Genomic DNA, 15494 nt, shown 5'->3' with positions numbered 1-15494 from the left:
CGCAGGCCGTCCGCGAAATTGCACCAGCTTGGCCGATGTGACCCCGACAAGCAAAAAGCTCGAATGAGCATATTTTTCTCTCTCTTTGTCTCACTCCTGTCATGCACGAAGAATATGCCACCAATCAGGAGCATATTCCTGCAGAAGAAACATAAAACGAGAATCTTAATGCTCATTTGAGCAACCTTCGAACGAGACAGATCACCACCCATCGCTCAGCTTGAAGCGCTTACGTTGCCACACTGACGCGGCGGCGAAAGATCACGATTTCCCGGAGAAATACCATGACCGACACGCCGAAGCTTTATGCCCATCGCGGCACGGATCCCTATACGGACAACCAGCACGATTCCTACATGTGGGCGTTCAAATACGGTGCCGATTATGCCGAAACCGATTTCCGCCTGACCAAGGATGGCGAACTCGTCACCCATCACGACGACCTCCCCAAAGGCATCGAGAACATGACGCTCGAGGAGATCCGCCAAGAGGTCCCCGGCATCATTACGCTGGAGGCGCTCATTGACCTGACCAAGCAGATGGAGGCCGAGACCGGCCGTCAGCTTGGCATCCTCGTGGAAACCAAGAGCTCGGGCTATGCGACCTATGACGCCCTGCTCTCGAAGCTTGTGGCGGCGGATTTCGCCGATCCGCAACATATCGTCTTCCAGACCTTCGCGACGGACCACACTGTTCTGCGCGACCTGATGGACAATGTGTACGATGTCGATTTCCCGCTGGTCTGGCTGGGAAGCGTCAATGAGACGACGGTCGCCGATGCGTCCGACCCGAACGGCTCGATGGGGCAGCTGGACGGCATCGCGCCGCAGATGACATCGCTTACCAAGGAATTGGTCGATCTGGCGCATGACGCCGGCCTGAAAGTCAACGGCTGGACCGTGGTCGGGACCGAGGCCGACATCCGCAACGCGCTCGAACTGGGCGTCGATGGCATCATCAACGATCAGACGCAGCACTCCCGCCCGGCACTCGAGAAGCTGCTCAACAACGCGACCGTCACCTACGGCGACGATGGCGACAATGAAATCAATACCGTGGGCGGCAAGGATGTCGTTTACGCGATGTCCGGCAACGATATCGTCCGCGGCGGCGGCTATGATGACGTGCTCTATGGCGACGAAGGCGACGACCTTCTGTTCGGCGGCGCCGGTGACGACGCGCTGGTTGGCGGAGGCGGCGCCGATTTCCTCGACGGCGGCGCAGGCTCCGACACGCTGGACGGTAGCATGGGCAACGACGTCATCGTCGCAACCGGCGACGAGGTCATTTTCGGCAAGGATGCCGGCATAGATCTGGTTTCGCTCGACAGCACAAGCACGATCCTGTTCACCGCTGCCGGGCCGGATGACATCAGCGTCATCAGCGCGGACGGCAACCTGATCATCCGCGTCGGCGACGACGCGCTGGTGCTGCTCGACGGGCTGGACGAGATGCACCAGCCGGCGACCATCACGCTCGCGGATGGCAGCCAACTTACCGGAGCGGAGCTGGCGCTGCTCGCCACTGCGGGCACGGATGCCGAGGTAGCGGCCGCCCTGCCGGACCTGCAGGGCCTTCTGGCCAGCGCTCCGGATCTGGCGATTGCCACGCATTACGAGATCGGCACAGACCTGGTCGCCGAAAGCGGCTTCGAAGAGGGTATCCTCACCTACCCGATCGAGGGCGTCGAAGACGGCGGCACCTATCGCCTAGCCTTTCAGATCGCTGACCTGTCGACGGGCACCGATGGCGTGCGCGTTCTCTGGGGCGGCGAGATCGTCTATGAGGGCGTCCCGTCCGGGGATGGCGACAGCCTGGCCTTCCTCGTCACCGGCGGCGCCGGGGATGGCGCCAATGAACTGATCTTCGAGGGCTACGGCGAGACCTTCGGGGCCTCATTCGAAGCGCTGAAGTTCGTGAAAGTTGCCGATCCTGCGGTCGATACCGAAGGCAATATCGCGCCGGTGTCTCCCGAGGCAGAGCAATCGGTCAGCCTGAGCATCCCGTTCGCGGGCCAGATCGAGGCCACCGACAGCAACGGCGACACTCTGGCGTTCATCCTGGCCGATGGCCCGAGCCACGGCACGCTCGCACTCAATTCCGATGGAAGCTATGAATACACGGCCGACGCGGATTATCTGGGCGCTGATCGGTTCACCTATCTGGTCAATGACGGACACGGCGGCATCATCGAGTCGGCCGTGAACCTGAACGTGGTGTCGAACATCGCGCTCGGCACTGATCTGATCGTGAACGGCAGTTTCGAGGATCTCAGTGAATCCGGCAATTACAACGGCGGTTCCGACTGGGGCTATCGCAACCAGGACGGCCAGATCGCTGGCTGGACCAACGTCAACAACAACCGGATCGAGCAGCACCTGGACAACTACGGTGGCGTCGTAGCCAAGGATGGCGATATCTGGATCGACATGGACCACTCGGTCACCGGCTCGCTCGTGGACCGGATCGGTCAGGACATCGCCGGCGTCGAGGCCGGGGCGACCTACGAGGTGAGCTTCTCGCTCTCGGACTCGGATATCGCTCATGACGACGACGGCGTGATCGTGATGTGGAACGGCGAGGTGATCTTCGACGGCCTCGCGCCGCAGAACACGACCGGCGTCAATCCCGAATGGGAAACCCACACGATCCAGGTGGTCGGAGGGTCCGGTGACGGCTCCAACCGGCTTGAGTTCATCGACAAGGGCGCGACCGACAGCTGGGGCGCGGGCGCCGCGCTGGACGATGTGCACTTCGTCAAGACGGCCGATGCATCTGTCGCGCTCGGCACTGATCTGATCGTGAACGGCAGTTTCGAGGATCTCAGTGAATCCGGCAACTACAACGGCGGATCCGACTGGGGCTATCGCAACCAGGACGGCCAGATTGTCGGCTGGACCAACGTCAACAACAACCGGATCGAGCAACACCTGGACAACTACGGCGGTGTCGTGGCCAAGGATGGCGATATCTGGATCGACATGGACCACTCGGTCACCGGCTCGCTCGTGGACCGGATCGGTCAGGACATCGCCGGCGTCGAGGCCGGGGCGATCTACGAGGTGAGCTTCTCGCTCTCGGACTCGGATGTGCGGCACGATGATGACGGCGTGATCGTGATGTGGAACGGCGAGGTGATCTTTGACGGTCTCGCGCCGCAGAACACCACCGGCGTCAATCCCGAATGGGAAACCCACACGATCAAAGTGGTCGGCGGGTCCGGCGACGGCTCCAACCGGCTTGAGTTCATCGACAAGGGAGAGGCCGACAGCTGGGGCGCGGGCGCCGCGCTGGACGATGTGCACTTCGTCAAGGTCGGCAACGCATCGGGTGAGAACAGCGCGCCGGTCATCGACGGTGATGTCGATCTCGGGGTGGTGACCGAAGACAGCTCGGTAACGCTGACGACAGACCAACTTCTGGCCCGTGCATCCGACATCGACGGCGATGATCTGTCCATCACGGAACTATCCGCGTCGTCGGGGTCCCTCAAGGACAATGGCGATGGCACCTGGGCCTTCACGCCGGAGACCGACGACGACACCGAAGTGACCTTCAGCTTCACCGTGACCGATGGCGTGGAGAGCGTCGCGGCCTCGGCAACCCTGGATATCACGGCAGTCAACGACGCACCGGTCATCGAGGCCGTCGCGCCGCAGACCACCGACGAAGGCATGGCGATCGAGGGTCAGATTGTCGCCTCGGACGTCGACGGCGATACGCTGAGTTATGCCATTGCCGAGGGCAAGGGCGCGGCCAACGGACATGTGGCCATCGACGCATCGGGCAACTGGACCTACACGCCGGATGCCGGCTTCAACGGCGAGGACAGCTTTGCCATCGCGGTTTCGGATGGGACCGAGACGGTCGAGCGGATCATCGACGTGACGGTCAACGGGCTGAACGACACCCCGGAGCTTTCGCAAGCGCTGCGCAGCAACCTTGTCAGCGAAGCGGCCCTGGGCGTGTCCGTCAGCACAGCCTTCGACGTGGATTTCGGCGATGACGGCTTCGGTTCCTCGACCTTCACCGGCGAGCTGACGCTTGCCATGGGCACAGGCGTCGTCGACATCAACGTCGCGGATGGCCCGCAGGTGGTCGAAACCCTGACCTCCGGGGGCGCGCCGGTGACCTTCGCGCTCGAGGATGGCGCGGTCGTTGCCTATGTCGCGGCGGAGGATGGCCGTCAGGATGTCCTGCGTGTCGAGATCGATGGACAGGATGGCGCGGTGACCACCCTGCTGGGTCCGATCGACCATGTCGATGCGAGCTCGGGCAAACCAATTGACCAGATCAACGTCGATGCGACCATAGCTTTTGCCGACGAGGACGGGGACCAGGTCAACGGGGTCGTGCGCTCTTCGATCCAGAACTGGGTCGAGAACATGCGGATGACCGGAACCAGCGGGCGCGACCACCTTGTCGCAGACGCCGGTGACGACGTGCTGAGCGGTCGCGCTGGCAATGACCTGCTCAAAGGGCTTGGCGGCGATGACATGCTGCGGGGCGCCGCGGGAGATGACGTCCTTTTGGGCGGAAACGGCAAGGATGTTCTGATCGGCGGCCTGGGATCCGATCTCCTCAAAGGGGGCAAGGGCGCAGACACCCTCTTCGGCGGCCAGGGGGATGACCTGCTGACCGGCGGCGCCGGCCGCGACACACTGATCGGCGGGCGTGGTGACGACATCCTCACGGGCGGCGGCGGGGCTGACGTCTTCGTCTTTGCAGGCCAGTCAGGTCAGGACATGATCACCGATTTCGAGGTCGGAGTGGATACGCTGGAGCTCAGCGGGTTCGACTCGATCGGGGCCGTGATGGATGCTGCGATCGAAACGGATGGCGGCCTGCTGATCGACCTTGGCGCGAGGGGCAGCATCACTCTGAGCCATGTCAATCACGACGATCTGCTCTGGACAGACATCGTGCTGGCCTGATCCGCCCCATTTGGCAAGATGAGCAAGGCCGCCGCCAGGCGGCCTTGCCTGTTTCGGCACTACGGGAACCCGGCACCGCCAACGCGCCTAAGGCCGGTGCTCGTCCGGGAGCTGAGAAGCTGCCCGAGCGTTGCTCGAATGAAAGAATATCCGACAGCTACCCCGCTTTTTTCTGAGGAAATACCTGCAGATGTAGCAATACTGACATGATAACATGTTCATATGAGAAAGACCCACGTTAGAATGAGCAAAATGGATCGCAAGCAACACATCATGGAGGCCGCACGGCGCAACGGCCAGGTCATGGTTGAAGGCCTGGCTGAGGATCTCGGTGTATCCACGCACACCATTCGACGAGATATCAATCAACTATGTGAAGAATCAAAACTGAGGCGTCTGCGTGGCGGCGCCGTCTACCTGGAAGAACATGTCAATCTTCCCTACCAGGCGCGGGCGGTTCTCAATTTCGACGAGAAAACCGCGATCGCCCAACGTGTTGCCGAGCTGATCCCGGACGGAACCACAATCTTCATTTCAATCGGAACCACGCCGGCCATCGTCGCCGCTGCACTGGCCCAAAAACAGTCATTGACGATCATCACCAACAATCTGAACGCCGCCCTTGCGCTTTCCGAAAATCAGTCGAACCGCATTATTCTGCCGGGCGGCGAACTGCGGCTTCCCGATCGCGACATCCTCGGTCGCGCGGCAGTTGATATCTTCTCGAACTATCGGGCCGATTTCGCGATCTACGGCGTGGGCGGCATCGACATTGATGGCAGCCTCCTCGATTTCAATGTCGCCGAGGTGCAGATGCGCGAGCAGATGCGGATCAACGCCAGGCGTTCAATCCTGGTGGCTGATCGCACCAAGTTCGGCCGGCGGACGGTGGCTGTCGGCGGGACGTTCAACGAGGCGGACATCGCGGTGATCGACGGGCGCCCGGCCCCATCCTTCGAGCCGCTTCTGGCAAGCTATCCAGGTCAGCTGATCCTGGCCATGGAGGAAACCGATGCCTGAGATGCCCTTTGTCGAAGTGCGTGACATCTGGCGGCAGTGGGATGCCCGGGGCGGGGTTTGCGGCATTTCCCTTTCGGTGGAGCGCGGCGAATTCGTTTCGATCCTGGGGCCTTCGGGCTGCGGCAAGTCCACGCTTCTGCGCCTGCTGGCGGGGCTGGACACACCACAGAGCGGCCAGGTCTTCATTGACGGGCGCGACGTCACGCAGGCGACGCCCTCGGAACGCGGCCTGTCCATGGTGTTTCAGAGCTATGCGCTCTTCCCGCATCTGACCGTCCGCGAGAACATCCTGTTCGGCATGAAGGTCCGCCGTGTCCCCTCGGATGAACAGAAACGACGGCTGGCCGAGGCGGTGACGATGACAGGGCTCGACGGGCTCGAGGACCGCAAACCGCGCGCCCTGTCGGGCGGGCAAAGACAACGCGTGGCCCTCGCGCGGGCGGTGGTCGCGGGCCATCCGCTGTGTCTGATGGACGAGCCGTTGTCGAACCTCGATGCCAAATTGCGCAACTCGGTCCGCCGGGACATCAAGGCGCTGCAGAAACGGCTTGGACTGACCGTGATCTACGTGACCCACGACCAGTCAGAAGCGATGAGCCTGTCGGACAAAGTCGTGCTGCTGAAGGCCGGTGCGGTGCAGCAGGCCGGCCCGCCCGAGCAGCTTTACGACCGCCCCGCAACGCCTTTTGTGGCCGAGTTCATCGGCGACCCGCCGATGGCCCTGATCGCGGGCGAAGCTGTGGGCCTTGAGGCCGGAAGCCAGGTGGGGATCCGGCTCCAGAGCATCGGCTCCGCCCCAGAGCCCGAGGCGGACCTGATCGCGCGAGTCGAGACCTGCGAATTCCTCGGGTCCGAAACGCATGTGGTGCTGAGCCATCCCCAGGCACGCGGCTTGGGTCTGATCCTTCCCGGCCGCCACAGATTGACGGAAGGGGTGGCCATGGGTCTGCGCCTTCCACAGGAACATCGGGTGCTCTTCGCCGCGTCCGGCGGCGAAGAGCACCCATAGCAGAATTGCAGGGCGCCCGATCGGCCAATCAGGCCCTGCAATAGTCGAGAGACCACAGACCGACATCATCAGAAGAGGACATCCGATGACCCGTCACGTTTCCGCCGCGGCAATCCTTGCTGCCGGCCTGTTCGCCGTCAACCCTGCGTTGGCAGAAACCGAACTGACCATGTATTACCCGATCTCTGTCGGCGGCCCGCTGACCGCGGTCGTCGACGGCATGGTTGCCGAATTCGAGGAGGCCAACCCGGACATTTCCGTCAACGCCATCTATGCCGGCAACTATGACGACACCCGCATCAAGGCCCTCGCCGCGCTGAACGCGGGGGAACCCGCGCAGCTGGCCGTCTTGTTCTCGATCGACGCCTACGACCTGATCGAACAGGACGTGATCGTGCCCTTCGACGATTACATCCAGGGCGACGAAGGCCAAGCCTGGCTTGGCAGCTTTTACCCGGGCCTGATGGCCAACGGCCAGATCGAGGGCAAGACCTGGGGCATCCCGTTCCAGCGCTCGACCATCGTCGCCTATTACAACAAGGACATGTTCCGCGAAGCCGGGCTGGATCCCGACCATGCGCCCGCAACCTGGGACGAGATGGTCGAGATGGGCAAGGCGCTCACCAATGACGATCACTTCGGACTGATGATCCCCTCGACCGGCTATCCCTACTGGATGTTCCAGGCCCTGGCGATCCAGAACGGCATCGAGCTGATGTCGGGTGATGGGCTGAAGACCTTCTTCAACGATCCTCGGGCCGTCGAGGCGCTGGAATTCTGGACATCGCTGTCAACCGAGCAGGGTATCATGCCGAAGGGCACCGTCGAATGGGGCACGCTGCGCCAGGCCTTCCTGGAAGGCAAGACCGCGATGATGTGGCACACCACCGGCAACCTGACCGCCGTCAAGGACAATGCGACCTTCGATTTCGGCGTCTCGACCCTGCCCGCCAACGTGCAGCCCGGCTCGCCCACCGGCGGCGGCAACTTCTACCTCTTCAAGAACTCAACCGACGAGGAAAAGGCCGCCGCGCTCAAGCTGATCCAGTTCATGACCTCGCCGGAAAAGGCCGCCGAATGGTCCATCGCCACCGGCTACATGGGCGTCTCGCCGGCCGCCTACGAGACGGACGCGCTCAAGGCCTATGCCAAGGAATTCCCGCCGGCGCTTGTTGCCCGCGACCAGCTTGAATCCGCGATCGCCGAGTTCTCGACCTTCGAAACCGCACGGGTCCGCGACGGGCTCAACAACGCGGTCCAGGCGGCCCTGACCGGCACCAAGTCGGCGGCAGACGCGCTGAACGAAGCACAGACCTCGGCCGAAGGGCTGCTGAGCGCCTATCGCTAATCTCCTGCCCCCGTCACCACGGTCCGCGCCGACCTCGGCGCGGATATCTTCCGAAAGGGTCCGTCATGGCAAGCGCGTCAACATCCCGTCGCAAGCGACAGGCCATCCATGGATGGCTGCTTTTGTCCCCGGCGCTTGTCCTGATGAGCACCTTCGCCTTCTACCCGTCCCTCGCCACACTCTGGGCCAGCTTCTTCTCACGCGGGACCCGCCGCCGCCCTTCCGAGTTCATTGGCCTGGGAAATTACCAGTCACTCTTCGATGATCCGACCTTCTGGCTGGTGGTAAAGAACAACCTCGCCTATGCCGCCGTCACCATCCCGGTCTCGATGGGCATCGCGCTGATGATGGCGCTCTGGGCAAATGCGAAGATCCCGGGAACCTCCTTTCTCAGGACCGCCTATTTCACCCCCACCGTGCTGCCGATGATCGCCGCCGCCAATATCTGGCTGTTCTTCTATACCCCTGACATCGGCGTGCTCGACCAGCTGCTGGGCGTCTTCGGACTGAGCAGCATGAACTGGCTCGGCCGGCCCGAAACCGCGCTCTGGGCCGTCTGCATCGTGACAATCTGGAAGGAGGCGGGCTTTTTCATGATCTTCTACCTCGCGGCCCTGCAGACCATTCCTCCCGAGCTCAAGGAGGCCGCCGACATCGAGGGTGCAAGCCGCGCGACCTATACCCGGCGCATCGTCCTGCCGCTCCTGATGCCGACGACGCTCTTCATCCTGGTCAATGCGCTGATCAACTCGGTCAAGCTGATCGACCACCTTTTCATCCTGACCAAGGGCGGACCGTCGGACGCCAGCAAGCTGATCCTCTACTACATCTGGGAACTCTCGTTCGCCTATTTCGACAGCCCCATGGCCTCGGCGGCGACGGCGCTGATCCTGATCGTTCTGGGTATCGTCGCGGCCCTGCAATTCGGTCTCCTGGACAGAAGGACCCATTACCAATGAGCCGTTTCGCCGACCGTATAGAGGCGGTGATGGCCTTCTTGCTGGCCCTCATCTGGATCGCGCCCCTGTTCTTCGTCTTCTGGGCGGCCATTCACACCACCAGCGACGCGGTGAACTTTCGCCTGTCGGCACCGCTGGTGGCCGACAATTTCCTCAGCGCCTGGAGCGGGGCGCCCTGGCCACGTTACTTCCTGAATACCTTCGTGCTGGTCACGCTGATCCTGCTGGGGCAGGTCACCCTGTGCACCCTGGCCGGCTTCGCCTTTGCGCAGGTGGAATTCCGGGGCAAGAACATCGTCTTCACGCTGATCCTTCTGCAGCTCTTCATCTTGCCTGAAGTGTTGATCGTGAAGAATTACGCCATCGCGGCCGGGCTGGGCCTGACCGATACGCTTGCGGGGATCGGCCTGCCTTACATGTCCTCGGCCTTTGGCATCTTCCTGATGCGGCAGGCCTTCAAGGGTGTCCCAAAAGAACTGGATGAGGCTGCCCGCGTCGAAGGCTGTTCCTTGGCGGGTGTTCTCTGGCGGGTCTACGTTCCAGCTGCTCGACCGACCTATATCGCCTATGCGCTCGTGTCGGTGTCGACCCACTGGAACAACTTCCTCTGGCCGCTTGTCGTGACCAACACCGAAAAGGCGCGCCCACTGACCGTAGGCCTTTCGCTATTCGGTGCGCCCGAGAGCGGGGTCGACATCTCGGTCATCTCCGCCGCAACCACTATGGTCATCGCGCCATTGCTTATCCTGTTCGTCGCGTTCCAGCGCCAGTTTGTCCAGGCGTTCCTCACCGCCGGCATCAAGTAAGATCGTCTTTGAGAACTGACCTGCTGGTCGTGTTTCTGAAGTGGTGGAAATTTGAAGGTGGCGTAATCTCCCGGGCAACTGACTGAGCTGCTGCCGGTTTGGTGGATACAGGGTTAAGTTTGCATAGCTCGGGCCTCGAAGGCCCTAGACTCAGGACTCATAGCCAGTAGATGACGATAGCGGCGAGAGCGATGGCCGAGAGGAAGACCTTGGGGCACCTGTCGTATCGCGTGGCCACCCGCCGCCAGTCCTTGAGCCTGCCGAACATGATCTCGATGCGATTGCGCCGCTTGTATCGGCGCTTGTCGTATTTCACCGGCGCCTTCCGTTGTTTCCGGCCGGGGATGCAGGCGCGTATCCCCTTGTCTTGTAACGCTTCCCGGAACCAGTCGGCGTCGTAGCCGCGATCACCGAGCAGCCAATCGACATTCGGCAGACTGTCGCAAAGAGCCCGTGCGCCGATGTAGTCGCTCACCTGCCCGGCAGTGACGAACAGGTTGAGTGGACGTCCCTGGCTGTCGCAGATGGCGTGCAATTTCGTGTTCATGCCGCCCTTGGTCCGTCCGATCAGGCGACCGCGCCCCCCTTTTTGACGCCCAGACTGGACGCCGTGCGGTGAGCCTTCAGGTAGGTGGCGTCGATCATCACGGTCTTCTTCTCGCCGTGCTCGGCAACCAGTCCCACCATCATCTTCGCGAAGATGCCCTTGTCGCTCCACCGCTTCCAGCGATTGTAGAGTGTCTTGTGGGGGCCGTATGCGGCAGGCGCATCGCGCCACCGCAAGCCGTTACGATTTATGAAGATAATCCCACTCAACACGCGCCGGTCATCGACGCGCGGCTTGCCGTGGGACTTCGGGAAGTAGGGCTCCAGACGCGCCATCTGCGCATCACTCAGCCAGAAGAGATCAGACATATCACCGCTCTGTTTGGGTGCGGTGAATCATGCCCTTCGGCTCAAATCAATGGGTCCTGAGCCTAGAAGGAGGTAGACTCCTGAAAAGCGCAGTTTTTGAATGCGCTGAAGCAGGCGAAATCTCGGTTAGCGGCGATCATGCAAATGTATATTCGAATGATGTAGTTCGAATGCCTTGAAAAAGTTAAGGGCGCGGAATATCCGCGCCCATTAACCTTTGTCTGTTACTTCATCCCTAGCGCGTTGGTCACCTATGTGACCCTGTCTTTCCAAGAGGTCAGCTCGAAGCCTAATGTCCGGAAAAATGGCTGTCGCCAGCTAGCAACTTACTCCTGATATGGAGCACTCAAAGCGCCCACCCTTACGGATGAGAGACTTGAGAGGTTAGGATTACAGACTCATCTCGATACAGTCACAAACTGTGAACGCTTCAGAGCAGTTAGTCAAGCTCGCCTCCAACATACCTGACAAACGTTAAGGGAACATCTAAGTTCCCAAGATTCCGACGAGCGCACCACGTGCCGCCCAACAGGGGTAGTAGGCTCGCTCCAGGGGATGAGCCCCGCAAGCCGTTTCTCGGGCCGAAAAATGGTGTGTCAGACTTCGGTCGCTTTGGCAACTTAGGATAACTCGCTCTTGCTGCTGCTGGCCGCTTCAAAAACTTGGTATGGCTACTCTGTCTGTAGACCGCGCTTGCACGCCTCAATGGAGTTGCGGGCGACTTGCTAAAGCCTCCGCCTTGGTAATCATGCGGGACACATGGCGCAGATTGAGCTCATGCGCCTCAGCAACCTGGTCGATCACCTCGAAGATCGCCGCCAGGGCAGCATCAGACAGCCCCCGTCTTGCGCCCTCGCGCTCCGCGAAGGAGATGAGATCCCCCTTGCCGGGGCCGGCAAGGCGCAGGATGTCCAAGCGGCTCAGGAACGGGGCCGGAAGCGTCCTCAGGCTGTTCGAGGTCAGGACCCAGCTGATCCAGGACATGTCGAACCCGACCTGGTAGTAGGGGCATTTCCAAGCCACGGCAGACGAGCGTTCCAGCAGCGGTAGCAGCCCCTCAGCCAAGCCGTAGGCCTGCCCCTTGGTCGAGGTCGGCGTTCCGGCCTTCTCGATCTCGTCTATCACCACGATCGGGTTCGCGCAGAGGCTCTGCACGATGGTTTGCAGAGGCCGGCCTGGGAAGGCCGACCCCCAGCCGCGTTGCGAGCCGTTGACAACGAAGGAGGCCTGCTCCGCGGTTCCCTCGATGCCACAGCGCGGCACCCCGAGATGGCGCCCGAGTTCGCGCGACCACACGCTCTTGCCGATCCCCGGCGGGCCATCGAGCAGCACGGGCGGCAGCCGGAATCCGGGCTCCCCCACCCGTACCGAGCGGCGCATCGCTTTCCAGAGGAAGTCAGTGGCCGCCGCCATCCAGGGCATCTCGGCATGAATGGCAGCGGCGATCTCATCGGCACGGTGCTCGCTGGCAATGCCGACCAGATCCGCCCCGCCACGGAACGCCTCGAGCGCGCGCCGGTCATCCGCGCTGAGATGGCTGAGCCCGGAAGCCTTGGCGCGCGCGCCCATTATCCGGCGCGCACGGCGCAGCACCCTGTTGCGGTCCTTTTCCGAGAGCGGCACGGCGATGAGGTCCTCGTTCCAGCGCAACTCGTCTTCAAAGTCTCCCGGAACTTTCGGGGACACCCCATCCTGAAGGGCGCGGAGCTTGCGCAGGTGCCACTCGAAGCGGCGCTTGAGCGCAAACTCGTTCTCGTCGGGATCCGCGAAGCGGGCATCGATGAACTTGATCTTCGTCATGGAGGTCCTTTCAGGCGCGTTGCGCCATGCCCTCGGACAGAGGTTCTGCAGGAGGGGGATGTTGGAAAGAACCCGGCCGGATTGGCCCTGAGGGATGCCGAAAGCGCGGCTGGCCGTCAACGCCGCCCACCAGGGTGGAGCGCTCCGACGGCGCACCAAAGGCCGCAAATCCGACGGACAGGCAAGCCATTGAAATAAAAAGAAACCACCGACTGCGATGCAGCCGATGGTCATTAATCCTGTGCCGGAATGGACAAATCACCCCGGAAATGGACAAGATTTAGTGGGTCCTACATCTGACTATTGTGGTTCAGACACTCACCCGCATTTCGAATAGCCGCAGCTGGCGCAGGTCATGCAGCCTTCGATCATGCGCATGTCGTATTGGCCGCAGCTCGGGCAGGCCTTGCCGCGCGGGGCGTCGAGGTTGACGACGGCCGCCTTGGGATCGCTCTTCAGCCCCATGCCCTCGCCTTCCAGAAAGCCGGTCACAACCATATGCCGTTCGATCACCCCGCCGATCGCCGCCAGCATCGAGGGGATGTATTTGCCCTGCACCCAGGCGCCGCCGCGCGGGTCGAAGACCGCCTTCAGCTCCTCGACCACAAAGCTCACATCGCCGCCGCGGCGGAACACGGCCGAGATCATCCGCGTCAGCGCCACGGTCCAGGCGTAATGCTCCATGTTCTTCGAGTTGATGAAGACCTCGAAAGGCCGGCGCCGGCCGGCGATGACGATATCGTTGAGGGTGATATAGAGCGCGTGTTCGCTGTCGGGCCATTTCAGCTTGTAGGTATGGCCTTCCAGCGCCTGCGGCCGGTCAAGCGGTTCGGACATATAGACCACCTCGGCCCCCGCCTCGGTGACGCCGGCGCCCTTGGCCTGCGCCTCGCCCGGAGCGGTATCGGATGTCTCCGACACGCTGAGGACCGAGCCGGTCACGTCGTTCGGCCGATAGGTGGTGCAGCCCTTGCAGCCGGTTTCATAGGCCTGCATGTAGACGTCCTTGAAGGCGTCGAAGCTGATATCCTCGGGGCAGTTGATGGTCTTCGAGATCGAGCTGTCGATCCATTTCTGCGCCGCTGCCTGCATCTTGACGTGATCAGAGGGCGCCAGCGTCTGGGCGTTGACGAAATAGTCGGGCAGCTCCACATCGCCCTTCAGGTCGCGCCACATCTGCACCGCGTAATCGACCACCTCTTCCTCGGTCCGGCTGCCGTCCTTCTGCAGCACCTTGCGGGTATAGGCATAGGCGAAGACCGGCTCGATCCCGCTCGACACGTTGCCGGCATAGAGGCTGATGGTCCCGGTCGGCGCGATCGAGGTCAAAAGCGCATTGCGGATGCCATGTTCGGCGATGGCGGCGCGCACGTCTTCATCCATATGGGTCAGCGAGCCGCTGGCCAGGTATTTCTCGGCATCGAACAGCGGAAAGGCGCCCTTCTCCTTCGCCAGCTCGACAGAGGCGAGATAGGAGGCGCGCGCGATCTGATGCAGCCATTCCTCGGTCTGCGCCGCCGCCTCGTCCGAACCATAGCGCAGCCCCAGCATCAACAACGCATCGGCAAGGCCGGTGACCCCCAGACCGATCCGCCGCTTGGCCTGCGCCTCGGCCGCCTGCTGCGGCAGCGGGAATTTCGACACATCGACGACGTTGTCCATCATCCGCACCGCCACGGCGACCAGATCGCCGAGCGCCTCGAGATCGAGCGCCGCCTTGGCCCCGAAGGAATCGGAGACCAGCCGCGCCAGGTTGATCGAGCCCAGCAGGCAGGCGCCATAGGGCGGCAGCGGCTGCTCCCCACAGGGGTTGGTGGCGGCGATGGTCTCGCAATAGGCAAGGTTGTTCATCTTGTTGATGCGGTCGATGAAGATCACACCCGGCTCGGCATAATCATAGGTCGCCCGCATGATCCTGTTCCACAGATCGCGCGCCTTCAGGGTCTGATAGACCTTGCCGCCGAACTGCAGCTCCCACGAGCCATCGGCCTTGACCGCCTCCATGAAGGCATCCGTCACCAGCACCGACAGGTTGAACATCCGCAGCCGCGCCGCATCCTGCTTGGCGGTGATGAACTGTTCGATATCCGGATGATCGCACCGCATCGTCGCCATCATGGCGCCGCGCCGGCTGCCCGCCGACATGATGGTGCGGCACATCGCATCCCAGACGTCCATGAAGGACAGCGGGCCAGAGGCATCCGCCGCCACCCCCTTCACCTCGGCGCCGCGCGGCCGGATGGTCGAGAAGTCATAGCCGATGCCGCCGCCCTGCTGCATGGTCAGCGCCGCCTCCTTCAGCATGTCGAAGATGCCCGACATCGAATCGGGCACCGTCCCCATGACGAAACAGTTGAACAGCGTCACCTCGCGCGCGGTGCCGGCGCCGGCGGTGATGCGACCGGCGGGCAGATACTTGAAATCCTCCAGCGCCTCGAAGAACCGCTGCTCCCACAGCTCGGGGTCCTGTTCGACCCGCGCCAGATCGCGGGCGATCCGGCGCCAGCTATCCTCGACAGTGACGTCGATCGGCTCCCCATCGGCGGATTTGAAGCGATATTTCATATCCCAAATCTGTTCAGCGATTGGGGCGGCGAAACGGGTCATGGCGGCAGTCCTTGGCAGAGGTCTTTTCAGAGGCGAGGAAACCCAAGATACAACATCCCCACTGGGAATCATAACGCTGAGAACCTTCGCGGTGCC

Annotated in this window: 9 protein-coding genes; 6 read left to right on the top strand and 3 right to left on the bottom strand. The window is 62.1% G+C overall.

Translation table 11 applies throughout. The features are described from left to right. The first annotated feature begins 284 nt into the window (after positions 1 to 284). The 6 genes from ACN0V4_RS17535 (at position 285) to ACN0V4_RS17510 (ending at position 10076) form a co-directional block, all read left to right on the top strand. A complete protein-coding gene (locus ACN0V4_RS17535; protein WP_417678487.1) occupies positions 285 to 4934 on the top strand; it encodes a tandem-95 repeat protein in 4650 nt (1549 codons plus the stop codon). 243 nt (positions 4935 to 5177) lie between these two features. Then, positions 5178 to 5954, top strand: a complete 777-nt coding sequence (locus ACN0V4_RS17530; protein WP_417678485.1) for a DeoR/GlpR family DNA-binding transcription regulator — start codon at positions 5178 to 5180, stop codon at positions 5952 to 5954. Then, the gene (locus ACN0V4_RS17525; RefSeq protein ID WP_417678483.1) at positions 5947 to 6963 is read left to right on the top strand and encodes an ABC transporter ATP-binding protein; all 1017 of its coding nucleotides are present in this window, start codon (positions 5947 to 5949) and stop codon (positions 6961 to 6963) included. The genes ACN0V4_RS17530 and ACN0V4_RS17525 overlap by 8 nt, the downstream gene beginning before the upstream one ends. 85 nt (positions 6964 to 7048) lie before the next feature. After that, entirely contained in the window at positions 7049 to 8311 is a 1263-nt protein-coding gene (locus ACN0V4_RS17520; RefSeq protein ID WP_417678481.1) for an ABC transporter substrate-binding protein, read from the top strand. A 143-nt stretch (positions 8312 to 8454) separates the two neighbouring features. Further along, the gene (locus ACN0V4_RS17515; RefSeq protein WP_417678479.1) at positions 8455 to 9270 is read left to right on the top strand and encodes a carbohydrate ABC transporter permease; all 816 of its coding nucleotides are present in this window, start codon (positions 8455 to 8457) and stop codon (positions 9268 to 9270) included. Then, positions 9267 to 10076 (top strand): carbohydrate ABC transporter permease, encoded by an 810-nt coding sequence (locus tag ACN0V4_RS17510; protein ID WP_417678477.1) that lies wholly within the window; start codon positions 9267 to 9269, stop codon positions 10074 to 10076. The genes ACN0V4_RS17515 and ACN0V4_RS17510 overlap by 4 nt, the downstream gene beginning before the upstream one ends. A gap of 157 nt (positions 10077 to 10233) precedes the next feature. Here ACN0V4_RS17510 and ACN0V4_RS17505 read toward each other — a convergent pair. From ACN0V4_RS17505 to ACN0V4_RS17495, 3 genes are all read right to left on the bottom strand, one after another. Further along, a protein-coding gene (locus ACN0V4_RS17505) for an IS5 family transposase (protein WP_417678475.1) occupies positions 10234 to 10991 on the bottom strand; the annotation gives its coding sequence in 2 pieces (ribosomal slippage) (positions 10234 to 10670 and positions 10670 to 10991; 759 coding nt in all). Positions 10992 to 11693: 702 nt separating this feature from the next. Beyond that, positions 11694 to 12791: an AAA family ATPase gene (locus ACN0V4_RS17500; RefSeq protein ID WP_417678473.1), complete on the bottom strand. Its 1098-nt coding sequence runs from the start codon at positions 12789 to 12791 to the stop codon at positions 11694 to 11696. 318 nt (positions 12792 to 13109) lie between these two features. Continuing rightward, entirely contained in the window at positions 13110 to 15398 is a 2289-nt protein-coding gene (locus ACN0V4_RS17495; protein ID WP_417678471.1) for an adenosylcobalamin-dependent ribonucleoside-diphosphate reductase, read from the bottom strand. Positions 15399 to 15494: the final 96 nt, after the last annotated feature.

Origin of the sequence: Pseudodonghicola sp. (assembly GCF_048268305.1) — a bacterium.
Classification (GTDB): Bacteria; Pseudomonadota; Alphaproteobacteria; order Rhodobacterales; family Rhodobacteraceae; genus Pseudodonghicola.
The sequence above is the reverse complement of the archived record's forward strand: the minus strand, read 5'-3'. Positions and strand labels throughout refer to the sequence as shown.

What these genes read in the sequence shown, in the direction of transcription:
- ACN0V4_RS17495 (WP_417678471.1), bottom strand. Translation starts at nt 15,398, where the DNA reads ATGACCCGTTTCGCCGCCCCAATCGCTGAACAGATTTGGGATATGAAA.
- ACN0V4_RS17535 (WP_417678487.1), top strand. Translation starts at nt 285, where the DNA reads ATGACCGACACGCCGAAGCTTTATGCCCATCGCGGCACGGATCCCTAT.
- ACN0V4_RS17525 (WP_417678483.1), top strand. Translation starts at nt 5,947, where the DNA reads ATGCCTGAGATGCCCTTTGTCGAAGTGCGTGACATCTGGCGGCAGTGG.
- ACN0V4_RS17530 (WP_417678485.1), top strand. Translation starts at nt 5,178, where the DNA reads ATGAGCAAAATGGATCGCAAGCAACACATCATGGAGGCCGCACGGCGC.
- ACN0V4_RS17520 (WP_417678481.1), top strand. Translation starts at nt 7,049, where the DNA reads ATGACCCGTCACGTTTCCGCCGCGGCAATCCTTGCTGCCGGCCTGTTC.
- ACN0V4_RS17510 (WP_417678477.1), top strand. Translation starts at nt 9,267, where the DNA reads ATGAGCCGTTTCGCCGACCGTATAGAGGCGGTGATGGCCTTCTTGCTG.
- ACN0V4_RS17500 (WP_417678473.1), bottom strand. Translation starts at nt 12,791, where the DNA reads ATGACGAAGATCAAGTTCATCGATGCCCGCTTCGCGGATCCCGACGAG.
- ACN0V4_RS17515 (WP_417678479.1), top strand. Translation starts at nt 8,455, where the DNA reads ATGAGCACCTTCGCCTTCTACCCGTCCCTCGCCACACTCTGGGCCAGC.